The organism is Pseudomonas sp. FSL W5-0203 (assembly GCF_001896155.1).
Classification (GTDB): Bacteria; Pseudomonadota; Gammaproteobacteria; order Pseudomonadales; family Pseudomonadaceae; genus Aquipseudomonas; species Aquipseudomonas paracarnis.
Map to the genome: position 1 here is coordinate 20,878 of NZ_MPOR01000036.1, position 17,922 is coordinate 38,799.

17 protein-coding genes are annotated in these 17,922 nt (G+C 59.8%); 4 read left to right on the top strand and 13 right to left on the bottom strand.

What is annotated here, in order from left to right; translation table 11 throughout:
- Positions 1-96 precede the first annotated feature (96 nt).
- Positions 97-864, bottom strand: a complete 768-nt coding sequence (locus BOP96_RS23645; RefSeq protein WP_020301374.1) for a sulfite exporter TauE/SafE family protein — start codon at positions 862-864, stop codon at positions 97-99.
- A 99-nt stretch (positions 865-963) separates the two neighbouring features.
- On the opposite strand from BOP96_RS23645, the gene BOP96_RS23650 reads away from it, so the two are divergent.
- The 4 genes from BOP96_RS23650 to leuA all read left to right on the top strand — a co-directional run bounded on the left by BOP96_RS23650 (position 964) and on the right by leuA (position 6,174).
- On the top strand, positions 964-1,854 hold the full coding sequence (locus BOP96_RS23650) for a LysR family transcriptional regulator (protein ID WP_014719809.1): 891 nt from the start codon (positions 964-966) through the stop codon (positions 1,852-1,854).
- 10 nt (positions 1,855-1,864) lie between these two features.
- A complete protein-coding gene (gene xseA / locus BOP96_RS23655) occupies positions 1,865-3,244 on the top strand; it encodes an exodeoxyribonuclease VII large subunit (RefSeq protein WP_014719810.1) in 1,380 nt (459 codons plus the stop codon).
- Between the two features lie 3 nt (positions 3,245-3,247).
- On the top strand, positions 3,248-4,069 hold the full coding sequence (locus BOP96_RS23660; RefSeq protein WP_014719811.1) for a M23 family metallopeptidase: 822 nt from the start codon (positions 3,248-3,250) through the stop codon (positions 4,067-4,069).
- Between the two features lie 425 nt (positions 4,070-4,494).
- Positions 4,495-6,174: a 2-isopropylmalate synthase gene (gene leuA, locus BOP96_RS23670; protein WP_014719812.1), complete on the top strand. Its 1,680-nt coding sequence runs from the start codon at positions 4,495-4,497 to the stop codon at positions 6,172-6,174.
- Between the two features lie 167 nt (positions 6,175-6,341).
- Here the strand turns inward: leuA and BOP96_RS23675 are convergent, their stop codons facing one another.
- The 12 genes from BOP96_RS23675 to iscX form a co-directional block, all read right to left on the bottom strand.
- Positions 6,342-7,133 carry an amidohydrolase gene (locus BOP96_RS23675; RefSeq protein ID WP_014719813.1) on the bottom strand — a complete coding sequence of 264 codons (792 nt, stop codon included), beginning with the start codon at positions 7,131-7,133 and terminating at the stop codon, positions 6,342-6,344.
- Complete coding sequence (locus tag BOP96_RS23680) at positions 7,121-8,269, bottom strand: pyridoxal phosphate-dependent aminotransferase (protein ID WP_019817224.1); 1,149 nt, start codon at positions 8,267-8,269, stop codon at positions 7,121-7,123. Before BOP96_RS23680 ends, BOP96_RS23675 begins: the two co-directional genes overlap by 13 nt.
- A 134-nt stretch (positions 8,270-8,403) precedes the next feature.
- Positions 8,404-9,873, bottom strand: a complete 1,470-nt coding sequence (gene der / locus BOP96_RS23685) for a ribosome biogenesis GTPase Der (RefSeq protein WP_005791167.1) — start codon at positions 9,871-9,873, stop codon at positions 8,404-8,406.
- 139 nt (positions 9,874-10,012) lie between these two features.
- Positions 10,013-11,164 (bottom strand): outer membrane protein assembly factor BamB, encoded by a 1,152-nt coding sequence (gene bamB / locus BOP96_RS23690; RefSeq protein ID WP_014719815.1) that lies wholly within the window; start codon positions 11,162-11,164, stop codon positions 10,013-10,015.
- Positions 11,157-11,798: a YfgM family protein gene (locus tag BOP96_RS23695; protein ID WP_073454186.1), complete on the bottom strand. Its 642-nt coding sequence runs from the start codon at positions 11,796-11,798 to the stop codon at positions 11,157-11,159. The genes bamB and BOP96_RS23695 overlap by 8 nt, the downstream gene beginning before the upstream one ends.
- Before the next feature lie 41 nt (positions 11,799-11,839).
- On the bottom strand, positions 11,840-13,129 hold the full coding sequence (hisS, locus tag BOP96_RS23700; protein ID WP_057703917.1) for a histidine--tRNA ligase: 1,290 nt from the start codon (positions 13,127-13,129) through the stop codon (positions 11,840-11,842).
- 23 nt (positions 13,130-13,152) lie between these two features.
- A complete protein-coding gene (gene ispG / locus BOP96_RS23705) occupies positions 13,153-14,262 on the bottom strand; it encodes a flavodoxin-dependent (E)-4-hydroxy-3-methylbut-2-enyl-diphosphate synthase (protein ID WP_003175952.1) in 1,110 nt (369 codons plus the stop codon).
- Positions 14,263-14,264: 2 nt separating this feature from the next.
- Positions 14,265-15,245, bottom strand: a complete 981-nt coding sequence (locus BOP96_RS23710; protein WP_014719818.1) for a RodZ domain-containing protein — start codon at positions 15,243-15,245, stop codon at positions 14,265-14,267.
- The gene (gene pilW, locus BOP96_RS23715; protein WP_014719819.1) at positions 15,245-16,003 is read right to left on the bottom strand and encodes a type IV pilus biogenesis/stability protein PilW; all 759 of its coding nucleotides are present in this window, start codon (positions 16,001-16,003) and stop codon (positions 15,245-15,247) included. The genes BOP96_RS23710 and pilW overlap by 1 nt, the downstream gene beginning before the upstream one ends.
- 10 nt (positions 16,004-16,013) lie before the next feature.
- On the bottom strand, positions 16,014-17,162 hold the full coding sequence (gene rlmN, locus BOP96_RS23720) for a 23S rRNA (adenine(2503)-C(2))-methyltransferase RlmN (RefSeq protein ID WP_003194014.1): 1,149 nt from the start codon (positions 17,160-17,162) through the stop codon (positions 16,014-16,016).
- 29 nt (positions 17,163-17,191) lie between these two features.
- Positions 17,192-17,617 (bottom strand): nucleoside-diphosphate kinase, encoded by a 426-nt coding sequence (gene ndk / locus BOP96_RS23725; protein WP_003175956.1) that lies wholly within the window; start codon positions 17,615-17,617, stop codon positions 17,192-17,194.
- A 92-nt stretch (positions 17,618-17,709) separates the two neighbouring features.
- A complete protein-coding gene (gene iscX, locus BOP96_RS23730; protein ID WP_014719820.1) occupies positions 17,710-17,910 on the bottom strand; it encodes a Fe-S cluster assembly protein IscX in 201 nt (66 codons plus the stop codon).
- Positions 17,911-17,922 lie beyond the last annotated feature (12 nt).

Below are 17,922 nucleotides of genomic sequence, written 5' to 3' on the forward strand. Positions count from 1 at the left end.
CCCGGCTCCCACAGTTGATCGCATTCCAATGTGGGAGCCGGGCTTGCCCGCGATGACGCCCGGGAGGACGGCAGCTTAATCCCTGAAAAAATCAGGTCAAGTACTCACATACCGCCCGATCAACGCAATACCACTGGCCAATACCAACCAGGTCACCAACCGCACGAACGCCTCCCGGGACAGCCGCATCGTCAGCCTGCGCCCACACCACAGCCCCAGGGCCATCGCCGGCAACAGACAAACCGCCAACATCAATAACGGCAAATCTGCATACACCCCGGCAATCAGGAACAAACTCAAACGCACGACCGTGCTGCAACTGATCAGCGCGCTTTGCGTGGCCCGCGCCGCGTCTTTGGGTAAACGGCTGTTAAGGTAAATCGCATATAAAAAGCCGCCACTGCCAAATAGCGCCCCAAACAGGCCACCCACAGTGCCCATGGGAATCGACCAGCCCGCCGCCAATTGAGTCGGCCGTGCTTTCACCGCCAGGCTGTAAATCGCGTAGGCACTGATAAACAGCCCCATCAACAACAGCAACACGTCCGAATGCAAGTTGAGCAAAAACCCCACGCCCAGGCTGCAGCCGATGGCCATGCAGGGCAGCAACCGCAACAGTTCCGGCTTGTTCACATCGTGCCGCGCTTGCAGCAGGCCGCCAAACGCCGCGACAAAATCCAGCAGCACCAGCAACGGGATGATCTTCGACAGCGGCATGAATAGAATCAGGATTGGCCCGGCGACCAAGGCCGTCCCGAACCCGGCAATGCCAAACACCACATAGGCCAGCACCACACCCAGGCCGATCACCAGCCAATCCACAGCCCCGAACGACCACTGACTCATCAACTCAACCAGGCTCATGGGTTATTCCTTGCTGGACATGGCCTTCACTTTAGCCATTGTCTACTGTTGCGACTAATATCTTCAAAGCCAGCCACTCATCTCAAAAAGGCATGACTCGTGATCTCCACGCGGCAACTGCGTTACTTCGTCGAAATCGCCGAGAGCGGCAGCTTCAGTGCCGCGGCCGAACGCCTGTTTGTGGCGCAGTCGGCCTTGAGCCGGCAGATCAAGGAACTGGAAAATCAACTTCAAACCCCATTGTTCGAACGCACCGCACGCCAACCGCGGCTCACAGCGGCCGGTGAAGCGTTCTACCCACGGGCGCGCAATTTGTTGAGTGAGTTGCTCAAGGCCAGCGAAGTGGCGACCCTCGTAGGCAATGGCCAGCTTGGCACGCTGCGCCTGAGTCACTCGAGCACCGTGCCGATGAGCGGCGCGTTATTGCACGGCATCAGCAACTGGCTAGAGGGCTGTCCGGGCGTGTCGGTGGATATTGCCAAGCTCTCCTCCGAAGCTCAGTTGGAGGATATCGCCGAGGGTCGCCTGGACGTCGGCCTGCTACGCTTGCCCGTACTGCGCCAGCGCGACGGCGTGCGTGTGCTGCCGTTGTACACGGAGCCGTTGGTGCTGGCGGTGCCGCCGAATCATCCGTTGGCACGCAGCGACGCGCCGGTGGAGTTGGCACAGCTAAAGGACCAAGCGTTTATCTCGATCCCCCATCCCCAACGCGGCGGGCTGAGTTATCTGTCGGCCGAATTGTGCATGCGTGCAGGTTTTTTCCCCAAGGCCGCACGGGTGATGTCGCGCAAGACCACGCAGTTGCAATTGATCCAGGCCGGTTTCGGTATTGCCTTGTTACCAAAATCCATGCAGGACATCGCCCCCGCCAACCTGCACTTTTTACCCCTGGCCGACCCGGACTGCCACAGCACCGTGGCCCTGGCCTGCGCGCAAGTGCAGAGCCCGCTGGTGGAGCAATTCTGTCAAACCCTGCACGAATGCCTATAAACTGCCGCCCATGATTAAAGATCCTTTTGCCCGTTTGGGCCTGGACCGCGAAGTCCTGACTGTCAGCCAGCTCAACGGCCGTGCGCGGGTGTTGCTGGAAGACGTGTTCACCAATATCTGGGTGGAAGGCGAGATCTCCAACCTCGCTCGCCCAGCCTCCGGCCATGTGTATTTCACGCTCAAGGACAGCGGGGCCCAAGTGCGTTGTGCGCTGTTTCGCAACAACGCTGCACGCGTACGCCAGGCGTTGAGGGACGGGCTGGCGGTGAAGGTGCGCGGCAAGGTCTCGTTGTTCGAGGGCCGTGGTGATTACCAACTGATCCTCGATACCGTGGAGCCAGCCGGTGACGGTGCGCTGCGCCTGGCCTTTGATGCACTGAAGGAAAAGCTGAGCGCCGAAGGCCTGTTCAGTGCCGAACGCAAGGTGGCGCTGCCGGTGCATCCTCGGCGCATCGGCATTATCAGCTCGCCCACCGGCGCGGTGATTCGCGACATTATCAGCGTGTTCCGCCGCCGCGCGCCGAACATTGAACTGACCCTGATCCCTACCGCCGTGCAAGGCCGCGAAGCAATCCCGCAGATCGTGCGGGCGCTGAAACTCGCCGACGCTCGTGGTTTCGACGCGCTGATCCTGGCCCGTGGCGGTGGCTCCCTTGAAGACTTGTGGTGCTTCAACGAAGAGGCGGTGGCCCGTGCAGTTGATGCCTGTGTTACCCCTATCGTCAGCGCCGTTGGTCATGAAACCGATGTGTCCATCAGCGACTTCGTGGCGGACGTCCGCGCCCCTACTCCCTCCGCCGCCGCCGAGTTGTTGGCTCCCGACGCCAGCCATCTGGTACGCCAGGTAGAAAACCTGCAGCGCCGCCTGGTGATGCTGATGCGCAACCGCCTGAGCCACAGCCGCCTGCGCCTGGAAGGCATGGCCCGGCGCCTGCGTCATCCGGGCGAGCGCTTGCGCCAGCAGGCCCAGCGTCTGGATGACCTGGACATGCGCTTGCGCCGTGCCTTTGAGCGCAGCCTCAATACCCGTCGCGAGCGCTTGATCCGCCTGGAGACCCGCCTCGCCGGCCAGCACCCGGGCCGTCAACTGGCACTCTTGCGCCAGCGCCTGGACAGCCTCGCCGAACGCCTGCCCCGCGCCATGCGCGAAGGTCTCAAGGCTCGGCGTCTGCAACTGCAGAGCCAAGTGCAGACATTGCAGGTGGTCAGCCCGCTGGCGACCCTGGGCCGCGGCTACAGCATCCTGTTGGACGAGCGCGGCCAGGCGATTCGCAATGCCGCGCAAACCCACACCGGCCAGCGCCTCACCGCGCGCCTGGGTGAAGGCCAATTGCAAGTGCGGGTGGAAGACAACCACCTGACACCCGTCACCCTTTCATTATTGGATTGATCGATGCCACGCCTACTGAGCCTGTTGATGCTGTTGTGCCTCACGTTTAATGCCCACGCCGACAGCTACATCACGCGAACCCTGAACAAACCGGTGCCTGGCGGCGTGGCCGTCGTCGAGCTGGGCCCTTCGGCCACGGCGCCGAAAGCCACTTACCAGGGCAAGCCGGTGCTGGTGGTCAAGGAGCAGGACAACTGGCTGGCCATTGTCGGCATCCCGTTGACGGTCAAGCCCGGCAACGAGCGCATCAGCAGCGGTGGGCGCAACCTGCCGTTTATCGTCGGCTACAAGAAGTATCCGGAACAGCGCATCACTTTGAAGAACAAGAGCCAGGTCAACCCTGACCCGGCCCAGCTCAAGCGCATCGAAGGCGAACTGGCTGTGCAGCTCAAGGCTTACCGCAGTTTCAGCCCGAACCTGCCGAGCAACCTGGTGCTGGATAAACCGGTGAGCGGGCCGCTGTCGAGCAAGTTCGGCGTGCGACGCTTCTTCAACGGCGAAGAGCGCAACCCGCACTCGGGCCTGGACTTCGCCGTGCCGGCCGGTACGCCGATCAAGACGCCCGCCAACGGCAAGGTCATTCTGGTGGGCAATTACTTCTTCAATGGCAACACGGTGTTCGTCGACCATGGCCAGGGTTTTATCAGCATGTTCTGCCATATGTCCAAAATCGACGTGAAGGTGGGCCAGCAACTGGTGCGCGGCGCGGTGGTGGGCAAGGTGGGTGCGACTGGCCGGGCGACTGGCCCGCACATGCACTGGAACGTCAGCCTGAACGATGCACGTGTAGATCCAGCGATCTTTATCGGCGCGTTCCAACCCTGATATCAAATGTGAAACTACGGGCCTCATCGCGGGCAAGCCCGGCTCCTCCATTGGAAGGCTGCCCAGTGTGGGAGCTGGCTTTCCTGCGATGGTGCAAGCCGTCGCCTCAATTGCGCACCTGACAAACCCACAGCAACAAAAACACACACCACTCGAAATTACGGCAATAAAATCTCGATTTTCGAGGCAGCAAAAGAACTTATCTCAATTTTTCTCGACTGCTTGCCATCTTTCACCCCGGCGGTTAGGGTTGAGCTTATGAAAACCTCTCACACCCTCATTCAGCTCCGCCAGCACCGCAGCCTGTGCCTTGTCAGCGCACGACTGCCAGGCTGAATCGATCTGCCTCGTCCTAAAGTTTTATCCCCAATAACAGTTCTACGGCAGGCCGCCTTTTTTCGGCCCCTACAACCAAGGATTTTCCGATGAGCATGCTCAAAGACCCGTCTTCGAAATACCGCGCGTTCCCGACCATCGACATCCCGGACCGTACCTGGCCGTCGAAGACCATCACCCAAGCGCCGATCTGGTGCAGCTCCGACCTGCGTGATGGCAACCAGTCGCTGATCGAGCCGATGGACGCGGTGAAAAAGCTGCGCTTCTGGAAGACCCTGGTGGCCGTTGGCGTAAAGGAAATCGAAGCCTCGTTCCCTGCCGCGTCGCAAACCGACTTCGACTTCGTGCGCACCCTGATCGAAGACAACCACATCCCCGAGGACACCACCATCCAAGTGCTGACCCAGGGTCGTGAAGACTTGATCGCACGCACCTTCGAATCTCTGCGCGGCGCGAAGAAAGCCATTGTGCACTTGTACAATGCCACCTCGCCGTCGTTCCGCCGCATCGTGTTCAACCAGGACAAGGACGGCATCAAGGCCATCGCGGTCAACGCCGCCAAGCTGTTCGTCAAATACGCCGCCCAGCAGCCGGAAACCCAGTGGACCTTCGAATATTCCCCAGAGACCTTCAGCGCCACTGAGCTGGAGTTCGCCAAGGAAGTCTGCGACGCGGTGATCGAGGTGTGGAACCCCACGCCTGAGCACAAGATGATCCTCAACCTGCCCGCCACGGTTGAATGCGCCACGCCGAACATCTATGCCGACCAGATCGAGTGGTTCGGTCGCCATATCAACCGTCGTGACAGCGTGATCATCAGCCTGCACACCCACAACGACCGTGGCACTGGCGTGGCGGCCACCGAGTTGGGCCTGATGGCCGGCGCTGATCGTGTGGAAGGCTGCCTGTTTGGCAACGGCGAGCGTACTGGTAACGTCGATTTGGTCACCGTGGCGCTGAACATGTACACCCAGGGCCTGGATCCGCAGTTGGACTTTTCTGACATTGACGGCGTACGTAAAGTGGTCGAGGAATGCAACCAGATCCAGGTGCACCCACGTCACCCGTATGTCGGCGATCTGGTACATACCGCGTTCTCCGGCTCGCACCAGGACGCGATCCGCAAAGGCTTCTCCCAGCAGAAAGACGATGCGCTGTGGGAAGTGCCGTACTTGCCAATCGACCCTGCGGACATTGGCCGCAGCTACGAGGCCGTGATCCGTGTGAACAGCCAGTCAGGCAAGGGCGGCATCGCCTACCTGCTGGAGCAGGAATACGACATCAGTTTGCCGCGTCGCATGCAGATCGAGTTCAGCCAGGTGGTACAGGCCGAAACCGATCGCGTGGGCCTGGAGATGACCGCGCCACAGATCTACGCCTTGCTGCAGCGTGAATACCTGCAAGCCAACACGCCGTACGCGTTGGTCAGCCACCGCCTGCAGGAAGAGAACGGCAACAGCTTTGTCGAGGTGGAAGTCTCCGGCAAAGGCCAGGGCGAAACCAACTTGCACTGGAAAGGCAAAGGCAACGGCGCGCTGGAAGCCTTGGTGGCCGGCTTGCCGATTGGCGTTGAAATCATGGACTACAACGAGCATGCGATTGGTGCGGGTACCAATGCCAAGGCGGCGGCTTACATTGAACTGCGCGTGAACGGTGAGCGCCCGGTGCATGGGGTGGGGATCGATGAAAACATCACTACCGCCAGCTTCAAGGCGCTGTTCAGTGCGCTGAACCGCTCGTTGAGCCAGTTGGAAGCCAAAGCGGCGTAAGCATTGCCGTAATGCAAAAGGCCCCTGGGTGAGAATCCAGGGGCCTGATCGTTCCCACGCTCTGCGTGGGAATGCAGCCCTGGACGCTCTGCGTCCGCCCTTAGAAGCAGTACGCAGAGCGTCCCAAGAGGCGTTCCCACGCAGAGCGTGGGAGCAATCTCAGAGCCTCAGACAAACTGAAAGCTATCGGCATCTAGATTCGCCGGGAATCGTGTACGGTAAGCCGCCAGCTCCGCCGCATCCAGGATCACCTGGAACACCCCATCCGCCTCCCCTGCACTCAGCAAAGTCTCACCCTGGAAATCCAACACCTGGCTATCGCCGGTGTAGGCAAACCCCTTGCCGTCGGTGCCCACCCGGTTCACCGCCGCCACGTAACACAGGTTCTCAATGGCCCGTGCCGGCAACAGCCGATTCCAATGCTGACGCCGAGCGCCCGGCCAGTTGGCGGTGTACAGCAGCAGGTCCGTATCCTGGGCGTCGCGGCTCCACACCGGGAAGCGCAGGTCATAGCAGATCAGCGGGCGAATGCGCCAACCCTTCAACTCGAACTGCACCTGGCGCTCGCCGGGGGTGTAATGGTCATGTTCACCGGCCATGCGGAACAGGTGGCGCTTGTCGTAATGCAAGACCTCACCATCCGGCCGCGCCCACAGCAGACGGTTGCGGTGGCTGCCATCGGCGGCCTGGATGATCACACTGCCGGTAATCACGGCCTGATACTTTGCCGCTTGGGCTTGAAGCCAATGATGGGTGGGGCCGCTTTCCGGCTCGGCGAGGGCTTCTGATTCCATGGAAAAACCGGTGGTAAACATCTCTGGCAACACAATCAAGTCGGCGCCTTTGGCCTGCTCCAGCAGCAACTCGAAGTGTTCGAAGTTGGCCTGGCGGTCATGCCAGGCCAGGCTCGTCTGCACCAGGGCAATGTTCAGATTGGGCAGTGCACTCAGATCGCGCATAGTTTTTCCGCCGCTTGTCGCAACGTCTCCTCGCGTTTGGCAAAGCACAGGCGCACCAGGCGCTGGCCTTGGGGTGGGTGCTGGTAGAACACCGAAACCGGAATGGTCGCCACGCCATGTTCGCGGGTCATCCACAGGGACATGGCGACGTCATCCAGGTCTGGGCGAATCTGCGAGTAATCCACCAGTTGGAAGTAAGTGCCGGTCACCCGGGTAAAGCTCAAGCGCGATGGCGCCAGCAGGTCGCAGAACAGGTCACGTTTGGCCTGGTAAAAAGCCGGCAGTTCGTCGACATGCTCCGGATGTTCGGCCATGAAGTCTGCCAAAGCGTACTGCAAAGGGGTGACGCCGCAAAAGTTGACATATTGATGCACCTTGCGCAGTTCAGCTGTCAGGGCCGGCGGCGCGACCACGTAACCGGTTTTCCAGCCGGTCACGTGATAGGTCTTGCCGAAGGAGCTGACCACAAAGGCGCGCTGATACAGTTCCTGATGGGCCAATATGCTGACGTGGGGCACACCGTCGAATACCAGGTGTTCGTAGACCTCATCGCTGACCAGATAAATATCACGGTCGCGGATCAGTTCGGCCAACTGGTCCAGCTCGGCGCGGCTGATCAGCGCGCCGGTGGGGTTATGTGGCGAGTTGATGATGATCATGCGCGTGCGCGGTGAGAGCGCGGCCTTGATCTTGTCAAAGTCGAGGGCGAAGCCTTGCAGGCTCAATTGCACATGCACGCAGCGACCACCGGCCAGCTCGACCGACGGCTCGTAGCTGTCGTAGCTGGGGTCGAACACGATGACTTCATCGCCGTTGCGGATGACCGCCTGGATCGCGCAAAAGATCGCCTCGGTGGCGCCTGGGGTGATGGTCACTTCGCTGTCGACATCCACTGTGACGCCATAACTGCGGGCGATCTTGGCCGCCACTTGCTGACGCAACACGGGCAGGCCGGTCATCGGTGCATATTGGTTATGGCCGAGGGCGATATGCTTGCCCACGGCATCGAGTAAACCTTGCGGGCCATTGAAATCGGGGAAGCCCTGGGACAGGTTGAGCGCGCCGGTTTCAGCGGCGAGTTGCGACATGGTGGTGAAAATGGTCGTGCCGACATTCGGCAGCTTGCTGGTGATCATCGGAAGCCCCTGCAGGTGAACCCCAAGTTTTAAGCTGCCCACTGCATCGGGTCAAGACACAAACGGTCGCGCATAAAAAAGGGCTCCAAAGGAGCCCTCTCTTGCAGCGTGTCGCTTACAACGCAAAGCTGCCGTTATTTCTTGTCACGGCGCTTCTTGTCGGCTTTCTTGTGGTGAGTCATCAAACGACGCTTCTTGTTCACCTGACGGTCGGTCAGTGTGTTCTTGTTGCCTTCGTATGGGTTCTCGCCACCCTTGAACTCGATACGGATCGGCGTACCGACCAGTTTCAAGACACGGCGGTAAGTGTTTTCCAGGTAACGCACGTAGGACTTGGGCACCTTCTCGATCTGGTTACCGTGGATCACGATAATCGGCGGGTTGGCACCACCCAAGTGGGCGTAACGCAGTTTGATCCGGCGGTTGTTGACCATCGGCGGCGCGTGCTCGCCCACCGCGTCTTCCAGGATCTGGGTCAGGCGGTTGGTCGGCCAGCGGGTAACCGCGGACTTGAACGAGTTCTGTACGGACGCGTAGAGGTTGCCCACGCCGGTGCCGTGCAGTGCCGAGATAAAGTGGATATCGGCGAACTCGACGAAGAACAACCGGCGCTGCAGCTCGATTTTGACGAAATCGCGCTCGCTCGGCGTCATGCCGTCCCACTTGTTGATCGCGATCACAAGGGCCCGACCGGCTTCCAGGGCAAAGCCCAGCAAGTTGAGGTCGTGGTCCACCACGCCTTCGCGGGCGTCCATTACGAAGATCACCACGTTGGCGTCTTTGATCGCTTGCAGGGTTTTGACCACGGAGAACTTTTCAACTTCTTCGTGGATCTTGCCGCGCTTGCGCACACCGGCGGTGTCGATCAGCGTGTACTTCTCGTCGTTACGCTCAAACGGGATGTAAATACTGTCGCGCGTGGTGCCGGGTTGGTCATAGACGATAACGCGGTCTTCACCGAGCATACGGTTGACCAGGGTCGACTTGCCGACGTTCGGGCGGCCGATGATAGCGATCTTGATACCGTCTTTTTCGCTCGGGCCAGGAATGCGCTTGGCTTCCTCACCTTCAGCGACGATCTCTTCCTCGCCCTCTTCTTCCTCGACGTCATCCTTGGGGAAGTCGCGCAGGGCGATTTCCAGCATCTGGGTGATGCCGCGACCGTGGGCACCGGCGACCGGGATCGCATCGCCCAGGCCCATCGGGCTGAATTCGGCACGGGCTGCCTCAGGATCGATGTTGTCGATCTTGTTGGCGACCAGATAGGAGCGCTTGTTGCGCTTGCGCAGGTGCTCGCCAATCATCTGGTCGGCAGCGGTATAGCCCGCGCGGGCGTCCACCAGGAACAACACGACATCGGCTTCTTCAATGGCCAGCAGTGACTGCTCGGCCATTTTTTCGTCCATGCCATGCTCGTCACCGGAGATACCACCGGTGTCGACAATAATGTAGGAGCGCCCTTGCCACTTTGCCTCACCGTATTGGCGATCACGGGTCAGACCGGACAAGTCGCCGACAATGGCGTCGCGAGTCCTGGTCAGGCGGTTGAACAGGGTGGACTTGCCGACGTTAGGTCGGCCCACCAGGGCGATTACGGGAACCATGCGGCTCTCCACTTCGTTATTTCAGAAAATACAAAAGCCGCTGCAGGGCAGCGGCTGGTGCTCGGGGCAGCATCGTCAGATGCCGCATGCCCCGCCGAAGCAGGGCCGCCTGGGGGTTACCCCAAGCATAGTCAAACCTTTACTTGATGGTCAGGGCTTCCAGCTTGCCGCCGTTGCCATACACATAAAGCATGTTACCCACCACCAGCGGACGCGCACGCAGGCCGTCGCTGTCGATACGCTGGCGACCGACAAAACGACCGTCCACCTGGCTCAGCAGGTGCAGGTAGCCTTCGAAGTCACCCACCGCGACGTAGCTGGAAAAGACTTCCGGTGCCGACAATTGACGGCGAGCCAGGGAGTCATTGCTCCACAGTGCAGTGGTGGAACGCTCATCCACACTTTCAACGGTGCCGGATGCAAGGCTCACATAGACGCTGCCAAACCCTTGGGCGACACCCGCATAGCTGGAAGCATCACGCTGCCAGTTGATGCGACCGCTTTGCAGGTCCAACGCGGCAACACGACCCTGGTAGGTGGCGACGTAGAGGGTTTCACCCGACAGCAGCAAGCCGCCGTCGATGTCGACCACGCGATCCAGTTCGGAACGACCTTGCGGGATGGCCACACGGGTTTCCCAGGCCGGCACGCCGTTCTGGGTATTCAGGGCAACCACTTTACCGGTCGACAGGCCAGCAACGGCCAGGTTGTTGGTCACAATCGGACCACTGGTACCGCGCAGGGTTAACACCGCTGGGGTGCTGTCGTACAACCAGCGTTGGTCGCCGGTGGAGGCATCCAGGCCGATCACGCGGTCATCCTGGGTTTGCACCACGACGATATCGCCGTTGGTCGCCGGTGCCGAGAGCACTTCACTGGTCACGCGAGCGCGCCATTTCTCTTCACCGGTGCTGGAGTCCAGCGCGACCACGTCACCCTTGAGGGTACCGATCAGCACCATGCCGTAGCCGACGCCCACACCGCCGGAAACCGGCAGTTCGAGGTCTTTCTTCCACTTGACGTCGCCGCTCATGCGATCCATGGCAACCACGACACCAGTGGAATCAGTAGCCACGATGTTGTCGCCGTCAATCGCCGGCTGCAACAGGTTGTAGAGGTCGCCCTGCCCATCACCAATGGATTGGCTCCATTGTTTTTGCAGGACCACTTCTTCCTTGAAGCTGGTCAGCTCGGCAGGAGGCAGTTCTTTTTTGCTGTTGCTGCTGCAACCCGCGGCCAAAACGGCCAGAGCCAGCAATGCTGCATGTTTCCAACGGATCACGTCACGCATCCCCTTTGGCCAAGTCGTCGAGCTTGATTTGTAAGCCACCGACCGCCGCTTCATCAGACAGCGCCGCCTTGGCTTTTTGGTACGCAGCATGGGCTTCGTCGGTACGACCCAATTGGACCAACAGGTCGCCCTTGAGCTCTTCGCGAGTTGCCACGAATGCCTTGTCAGCATCGCCGTCGAGCAGTTTGAGTGCTTCGTCAGCCTTGTTCTGTGCCGCCAATACCTGTGCCAGGCGCTGACGTGCGATTTCACCCAGGGTCGGGTTGGTCGGCTTGTCGGCAATGGCCTTCAGCTCGGTGACGGCGTCATCCAGCTTGCCGGTATCGACCGCGACTTTCGCGACGAACAGGCTGCCGTACTGGGCGTAGGTGCTACCGCTGAATTCGTTCTTCAGCTTGCCGGCCAGATCCGCCACCTGCGCAGGGTCAGGCTTGCCGTCCGGGGTCAGGGTAGTTTCCAGCAGTTGCTGATAAACGATCGAGGCACCTTGGGACTGGTTGGCCTGATACTTGGTCCAGGCTTGCCAGCCGAACACCACCACTAGCGCCAGCAGGCCGCCAGTGACCAGGGGCTTGCCGTTACGCTGCCACCAGTCCTTGAACTCGGCCAGTTGCTCATCATCAGTACTCGACACCCCAATACTCCTTAATCGCTAAATTCGGCTGTTCGACAGCTTCAACCCTGCACGACGCAGGTGGCCAAGTGCGCAGCGAGCGCATCAAAGGCAATGTTCTGTTGTTCACCCTGACCACGCAGGGGTTTGAAACCTATCACTTGCTGGGCCAGCTCGTCATCGCCGAGGATCAGTGCGTAAAGCGCACCGCTCTTGTCGGCCTTCTTGAACTGGCTCTTGAAGCTACCAGCGCCGGCATTGATCTGCAGGCGCAGGTTGGGCAACTGGTCACGTACTTTTTCGCTCAAGGCCAGGGCCGCCAGTTCGGCAGCCTCGCCGAAAGCGCACAGGTACACGTCCACCTGACGGGAAATCTCTTCCGGAACCTGCTCCAGGGTTTCCAGCAGCAGGATCAGCCGCTCGATGCCCATAGCAAAGCCTACCCCCGGGGTCGGCTTGCCGCCCATTTGCTCGACCAGGCCATCGTAGCGACCACCGGCACACACGGTGCCCTGGGCGCCGAGCTTGTCGGTGACCCACTCGAACACGGTCTTGCTGTAGTAGTCGAGGCCACGCACCAGCTTGGGGTTGATCACGTAGGGAATACCGGCTGCATCCAGACGAGCCTTGAGGCCCTCGAAATGCACGCGGGACTCGTCGTCCAGGTAATCAGCCATTTTCGGCGCATCGACCAGCACGGCCTGGGTGTCGGCGTTCTTGGTATCCAGCACGCGCAACGGGTTGGTCTTCAGACGGCGTTGGCTGTCTTCGTCCAGTTTGTCCAGGTGGGCCGACAGGTACTCGACCAGGGCTTCGCGATAGCGACCCCGGGACTCGCTGGTGCCCAGGCTGTTGAGTTCAAGCTTGACCGCATCGCGGATGCCCAGTTGGCCCCACAGGCGCCAGGTCAGCACGATCAGCTCGGCGTCGATGTCCGGGCCGTCCAGGTTGAAAACTTCGCAACCGATCTGGTGGAACTGGCGGTAACGGCCTTTCTGCGGGCGCTCGTGGCGGAACATCGGGCCGATGTACCAGAGCTTCTGGGTCTGGCCACCACCGGTGATGCCATGTTCCAGTACGGCACGCACGCACGCGGCCGTGCCTTCCGGACGCAGGGTCAGGGAGTCGCCGTTGCGGTCTTCGAAGGTGTACATCTCTTTTTCGACGATGTCGGTCACTTCACCGATGGAGCGTTTGAACAGCTCGGTGAACTCGACGATCGGCATACGGATCTGCTTGTAACCGTAGTTATCCAGCAGGCGCGCGACAGTGCTCTCGAAGTAGCGCCACAGTGGCGTCTGCTCCGGCAGGATGTCGTTCATGCCACGAATGGCTTGCAGAGACTTGCTCACATCAGATCCTTAAATTCGTTCAATCAGCCGCGAGCGATCAGCGCTGCGTCAGCGGCGACCTTCTCGGCCGCTTTCTCGCGGATCAGCTTTTCCAGCTCGTCCACCAGATTGTCATTCGTTAGCTTCTGCGACGGCTTGCCGTCGATGTAAATCAGGTTTGGTGTACCACCGGTCAGGCCCACATGAGCCTCTTTGGCCTCGCCCGGCCCATTGACCACACAACCAATCACTGCGACATCCAGCGGCACCAGCAGGTCTTCGAGGCGCAACTCCAGGTCGTTCATGGTTTTCACCACGTCGAAGTTCTGCCGCGAGCAGCTCGGGCAGGCAATGAAGTTGATACCACGGGAACGCAAACGCAGGGATTTTAGAATGTCGTAACCGACCTTCACTTCCTCAACGGGGTCTGCCGCCAGGGAGATGCGGATAGTATCGCCAATCCCTTCGGCGAGCAGCATACCGAGACCCACCGCAGATTTCACTGTGCCTGAGCGCAAACCGCCAGCTTCGGTGATACCCAAGTGCAGCGGCTGCACGATTTCCTTGGCCAGCAGGCGATAGGCTTCTACCGCCATAAACACGTCGGAAGCTTTTACGCTGACCTTGAAGTCCTGGAAATTCAGACGTTCAAGGTGTTCAACGTGGCGCAGGGCCGACTCGACCAGCGCCGCCGGAGTGGGCTCGCCGTATTTCTTTTGCAGGTCTTTTTCCAGGGAGCCGGCGTTGACGCCGATGCGGATCGGAATACCGCGATCACGGGCAGCGTCCACCACAGCACGCACGCGGTCTTCACGCCCGATGTTGCCGGGGTTGATACGCAGACAGTCCACACCCAGTTCGGCCACGCGCAACGCGATCTTGTAGTCGAAGTGAATGTCGGCAACCAGCGGTACCTTGACCAACTGCTTGATACGACCAAAGGCCTCGGCTGCGTCCATGTCCGGAACGGACACCCGCACGATGTCCACACCGGCCGCTTCCAGACGGTTGATCTGGGCCACGGTGGCCGCTACATCGTTGGTGTCGCTGTTGGTCATGCTCTGCACTGCGATAGGGGCATCGCCACCCACCGGCACCGAGCCGACCCATATCTTGCGCGATACGCGACGTTTGATTGGAGATTCGCCGTGCATGACTATTGTCCCAACTTGAGGCGAGCGGTCTCGCCACTGGTGAACGGCGCCACGTCTACAGGCTGGCCGTTGTAGGCCACTTGCGCGCCACGGGCGAAGCCCAGACGCAGCGTCAAAGGAGGCTTGCCGCCCTGGTCAAGCGTATCGCCCTTACGCTTCAAACCGCTGAACAGCACTTTGCCGTTGCCATCGGTAACTTGCGTCCAGCAGTCAGCGATGAAGGTAATTTGTACGCGCCCGTCACCGGCGATCAACGCCGGAGTGGTGGGAGGCGATATCGCCGGCGCTGCGGGTGCGGCTGGCGCAGGGGTCGCAGGTGCAGGAACCGCCGGAGCCTGTGCCACGGGTGCTGCGGGAGCGGTCGGAACAGCCGGAGCCGGCACCGCAGCAGGGTCCACGCCAGCATCTGGCGTGGACTGTTCGGCAGTGGCCGGTGCTTGCGGCGCGGCTTGCCCTTCTACCACGGCCTGGTCTTCCGGCTCGTCCAGCGGATGAATCTGGGTGGTGCCATCGGCGCTTTCGACTTCGACGTGCTCCATGGCGTTGCTGGTCAGGTCTTTGCTGCGCAGGGAGGCTTGGTCTTGCCACCAGACGAAACCGCCGCCGACCACGGCAACCAGCAACAACAGGCTGACAATCCGCAAAATCGTGTGGGAAACCCGCGTTGGCTCTTCGATGCGCCCAAGGCCATGGACATTACTGCCCTGTGCATCGGTACCGGTGAACTGGTCGAATTCCTGCACCAGTACGGCCTGGTCGATACCCAACAATTTGGCGTAGGCGCGGATATAGCCGCGGGCAAAGGTATGCCCAGGCAGCTTATCGAACGCGCCGGCTTCCAGGTTGGCCAGGGAGGTGCTGGTCAAATTGAGCTTGAGGGCCACTTCCGCCAGCGACCAACCATTGCTTTCGCGGGCCTGGCGCAAGGTTTCGCCTGGGTTGACGCGATTAGCTGCTACATCTTCCGGGTGCGCGGCTTTCATCATTGCTCCGACAGGTATTGCTGATATTCCGGCGTACCGGGATAGAGTCGTTCGAGTTGCTGGCCAAAACGTGCGGCCGTGTCGTGTTCTTCATGAACCGTCGCCAGGCGCACACCGAGCAATAGACTACGTGCATTTTGCCCGCTGAGCAGGCTAAAACGCTCGTAATAGTCACGTGCCGGCACATAATGCCTGTCTTCGTAAGACAACTCAGCCATTTCGAGCAATGCCCGTGGCTGGCGACTGTTCAGGTGCAGGGCTTTTTCCAGTTGCTGGCGGGCGCTGTCGCGCTGGCCGAGGCGCATCGAGGTCACACCAAGGTTCTCGAACACCCGCGAACGCTGCGGGTAGAGAGTATCGGTGGCGGCTTGCTGGAAATAACGTGACGCCAGGTCATACCGTTTCTGCTCGAACAGGAAACTGCCGTAGTTATTCAGCAGCCGCGGATCGGCAGGGCGGGAGGCCAGGGCCTTGTGAAAATAGCGGTCGGCCAGCTCGGGCTCAGCCTGAGCCTGAAACACCAGGGCCAGCGCGGCGTTGGCATCGGCATCATCAGCGTCCAGCTCAAGGGCCTTTTTCAACGGCACCTTGGCCTGCTCGCTCATGCCTTGGCGCAGGTACCCCAAACCCAGTTGCACATAGGCAACCCGCGCCTCATCACGGCCTTTATCAGTGCGCAACGGGCTGTCATGGCCCGATGAAACGCAACCGGCCACGAGGCCGGTAAACAGTAAAAGCAGCGCAAGGCGCAAGGGCATAGAGATCCTCTCAGATTCGATTCACAGCGATTTGCGGCAAATCTTCAGCGGCGTTAAGTTCGCGCACGGCGATATAACGTTCACTGCGGCGGGTGCGGTCCATCACCTGCCCTACCAATTGGCCACAGGCGGCATCGATGTCTTCACCACGAGTGGTTCGCACAGTGACGTTATAGCCGGCCTGGTGCAGTTGATCCTGGAAACGACGGATGGCGTTGTTGCTCGGCCGCTCGTAACCAGAATGAGGAAACGGGTTGAACGGGATCAAGTTGATCTTGCACGGGGTGTCCTTGAGCAATTCGATCATCTCGACCGCGTGCTCCAGCTTGTCGTTGACGTCCTTGAGCATGGTGTACTCAATGGTCAGCACACGCTTCTCACCCAGGGTCGCCATATAACGCTGGCACGATTCGAGCAGCATCTTAAGCGGATACTTCTTGTTGATCGGCACCAATTGGTTACGCAATGCGTCATTAGGTGCGTGCAGCGACAACGCGAGGGAGACGTCGATGTGCTTGGCCAGCTCATCGATCATCGGTACCACGCCGGAGGTCGACAGGGTCACACGGCGCTTGGAGATGCCGTAGCCCAGGTCGTCCATCATCAAATGCATGGCCGCAATCACGTTGTCGAAATTCAGCAGCGGCTCACCCATGCCCATCATCACCACGTTGGTGATGGCACGGTCGACGGTCGCCGGGACGCTGCCAAAGGATTTGTTGGCAATCCACACTTGGCCGATGACTTCGGCGGCGGTGAGGTTGCTATTGAAGCCTTGCTTGCCGGTGGAGCAGAAACTGCAGTCCAGGGCACAGCCTGCCTGGGACGAAACGCACAAAGTGCCGCGCTTGCCCTGGGGAATGTACACGGTCTCGACACAGCTACCGGACGCCACGCGCACCACCCATTTACGGGTACCGTCGCTGGAAATGTCCTCGCTGACCACTTCGGGACCACGCACCTCGGCAATGGCCTTGAGCTTGTCGCGCAGGGCCTTGCTGACGTTCGTCATGGCGTCGAAATCGTCGACGCCAAAGTGGTGAATCCACTTCATTACCTGACCGGCACGGAAACGCTTCTCCCCGATTGAGTCGAAGAATTTCTCCATTTCCGGCTGAGTCAGACCCAGCAGGTTGGTTTTAACAGTCGATGTAGTCATGGATTCACCCTCACTCTTTAAGCCGATGCTTAGCGAGCGGTTACTTCAGTAGCAGCGAAAAAGTACGAGATTTCGCGAGCAGCGGCAGCTTCGGAGTCCGAGCCGTGAACAGCGTTGGCGTCGATGGATTCAGCGAAGTCAGCACGGATGGTGCCGGCAGCAGCTTCTTTAGGGTTGGTAGCGCCCATCAGCTCACGGTTCAGAGCGATAGCGTTTTCGCCTTCCAGAACCTGAACAACAACAGGACCGGAGATCATGAAGGCAACCAGGTCGCCGAAGAAGCCACGAGCGCTGTGCTCAGCGTAGAAGCCTTCAGCTTCAGCCTTGGACAGTTGCTTGAGTTTCGAAGCTACAACCTTCAGGCCGGCTTTTTCGAAACGAGTGGTGATCTCGCCGATGACGTTTTTTGCAACAGCGTCAGGCTTGATGATGGAGAAAGTACGTTGAACAGCCATGGTGTAACTCCAGAAACGGTAATTTACGAAAAATTAAACCCGCGAATTATACGCGGGTTATTGGGTATTGCCTAACTGCGTAAAAAGGCGGCTCAGTCTGCTTCTTCGATCCACAGGCCTTGAATCGCCTCAAGGACCTTTTCGCCACCCCGGTCAGGGATGTCGTCAAAATCCGGCAGTGCCATTACGAGGTCGCGCAGCTTGACGAAGTTCACGGTAAGAGGATTGACCTCAGGATGAGCTTGCGCAAGTTGTATAGCGATTTCTTGTACATCAACCCATTTCAGGCTCATGACATTTCCTTG

Excerpts from the sequence above, each read along its gene's own strand:
- BOP96_RS23645 (WP_020301374.1), bottom strand. The coding sequence starts at position 864 with ATGAGCCTGGTTGAGTTGATGAGTCAGTGGTCGTTCGGGGCTGTGGAT.
- xseA (WP_014719810.1), top strand. The coding sequence starts at position 1,865 with ATGATTAAAGATCCTTTTGCCCGTTTGGGCCTGGACCGCGAAGTCCTG.
- BOP96_RS23660 (WP_014719811.1), top strand. The coding sequence starts at position 3,248 with ATGCCACGCCTACTGAGCCTGTTGATGCTGTTGTGCCTCACGTTTAAT.
- leuA (WP_014719812.1), top strand. The coding sequence starts at position 4,495 with ATGAGCATGCTCAAAGACCCGTCTTCGAAATACCGCGCGTTCCCGACC.
- BOP96_RS23675 (WP_014719813.1), bottom strand. The coding sequence starts at position 7,133 with ATGCGCGATCTGAGTGCACTGCCCAATCTGAACATTGCCCTGGTGCAG.
- BOP96_RS23680 (WP_019817224.1), bottom strand. The coding sequence starts at position 8,269 with ATGATCACCAGCAAGCTGCCGAATGTCGGCACGACCATTTTCACCACC.
- der (WP_005791167.1), bottom strand. The coding sequence starts at position 9,873 with ATGGTTCCCGTAATCGCCCTGGTGGGCCGACCTAACGTCGGCAAGTCC.
- bamB (WP_014719815.1), bottom strand. The coding sequence starts at position 11,164 with ATGCGTGACGTGATCCGTTGGAAACATGCAGCATTGCTGGCTCTGGCC.
- ispG (WP_003175952.1), bottom strand. The coding sequence starts at position 14,262 with ATGCACGGCGAATCTCCAATCAAACGTCGCGTATCGCGCAAGATATGG.
- BOP96_RS23710 (WP_014719818.1), bottom strand. The coding sequence starts at position 15,245 with ATGAAAGCCGCGCACCCGGAAGATGTAGCAGCTAATCGCGTCAACCCA.
- pilW (WP_014719819.1), bottom strand. The coding sequence starts at position 16,003 with ATGCCCTTGCGCCTTGCGCTGCTTTTACTGTTTACCGGCCTCGTGGCC.
- rlmN (WP_003194014.1), bottom strand. The coding sequence starts at position 17,162 with ATGACTACATCGACTGTTAAAACCAACCTGCTGGGTCTGACTCAGCCG.
- ndk (WP_003175956.1), bottom strand. The coding sequence starts at position 17,617 with ATGGCTGTTCAACGTACTTTCTCCATCATCAAGCCTGACGCTGTTGCA.
- iscX (WP_014719820.1), bottom strand. The coding sequence starts at position 17,910 with ATGAGCCTGAAATGGGTTGATGTACAAGAAATCGCTATACAACTTGCG.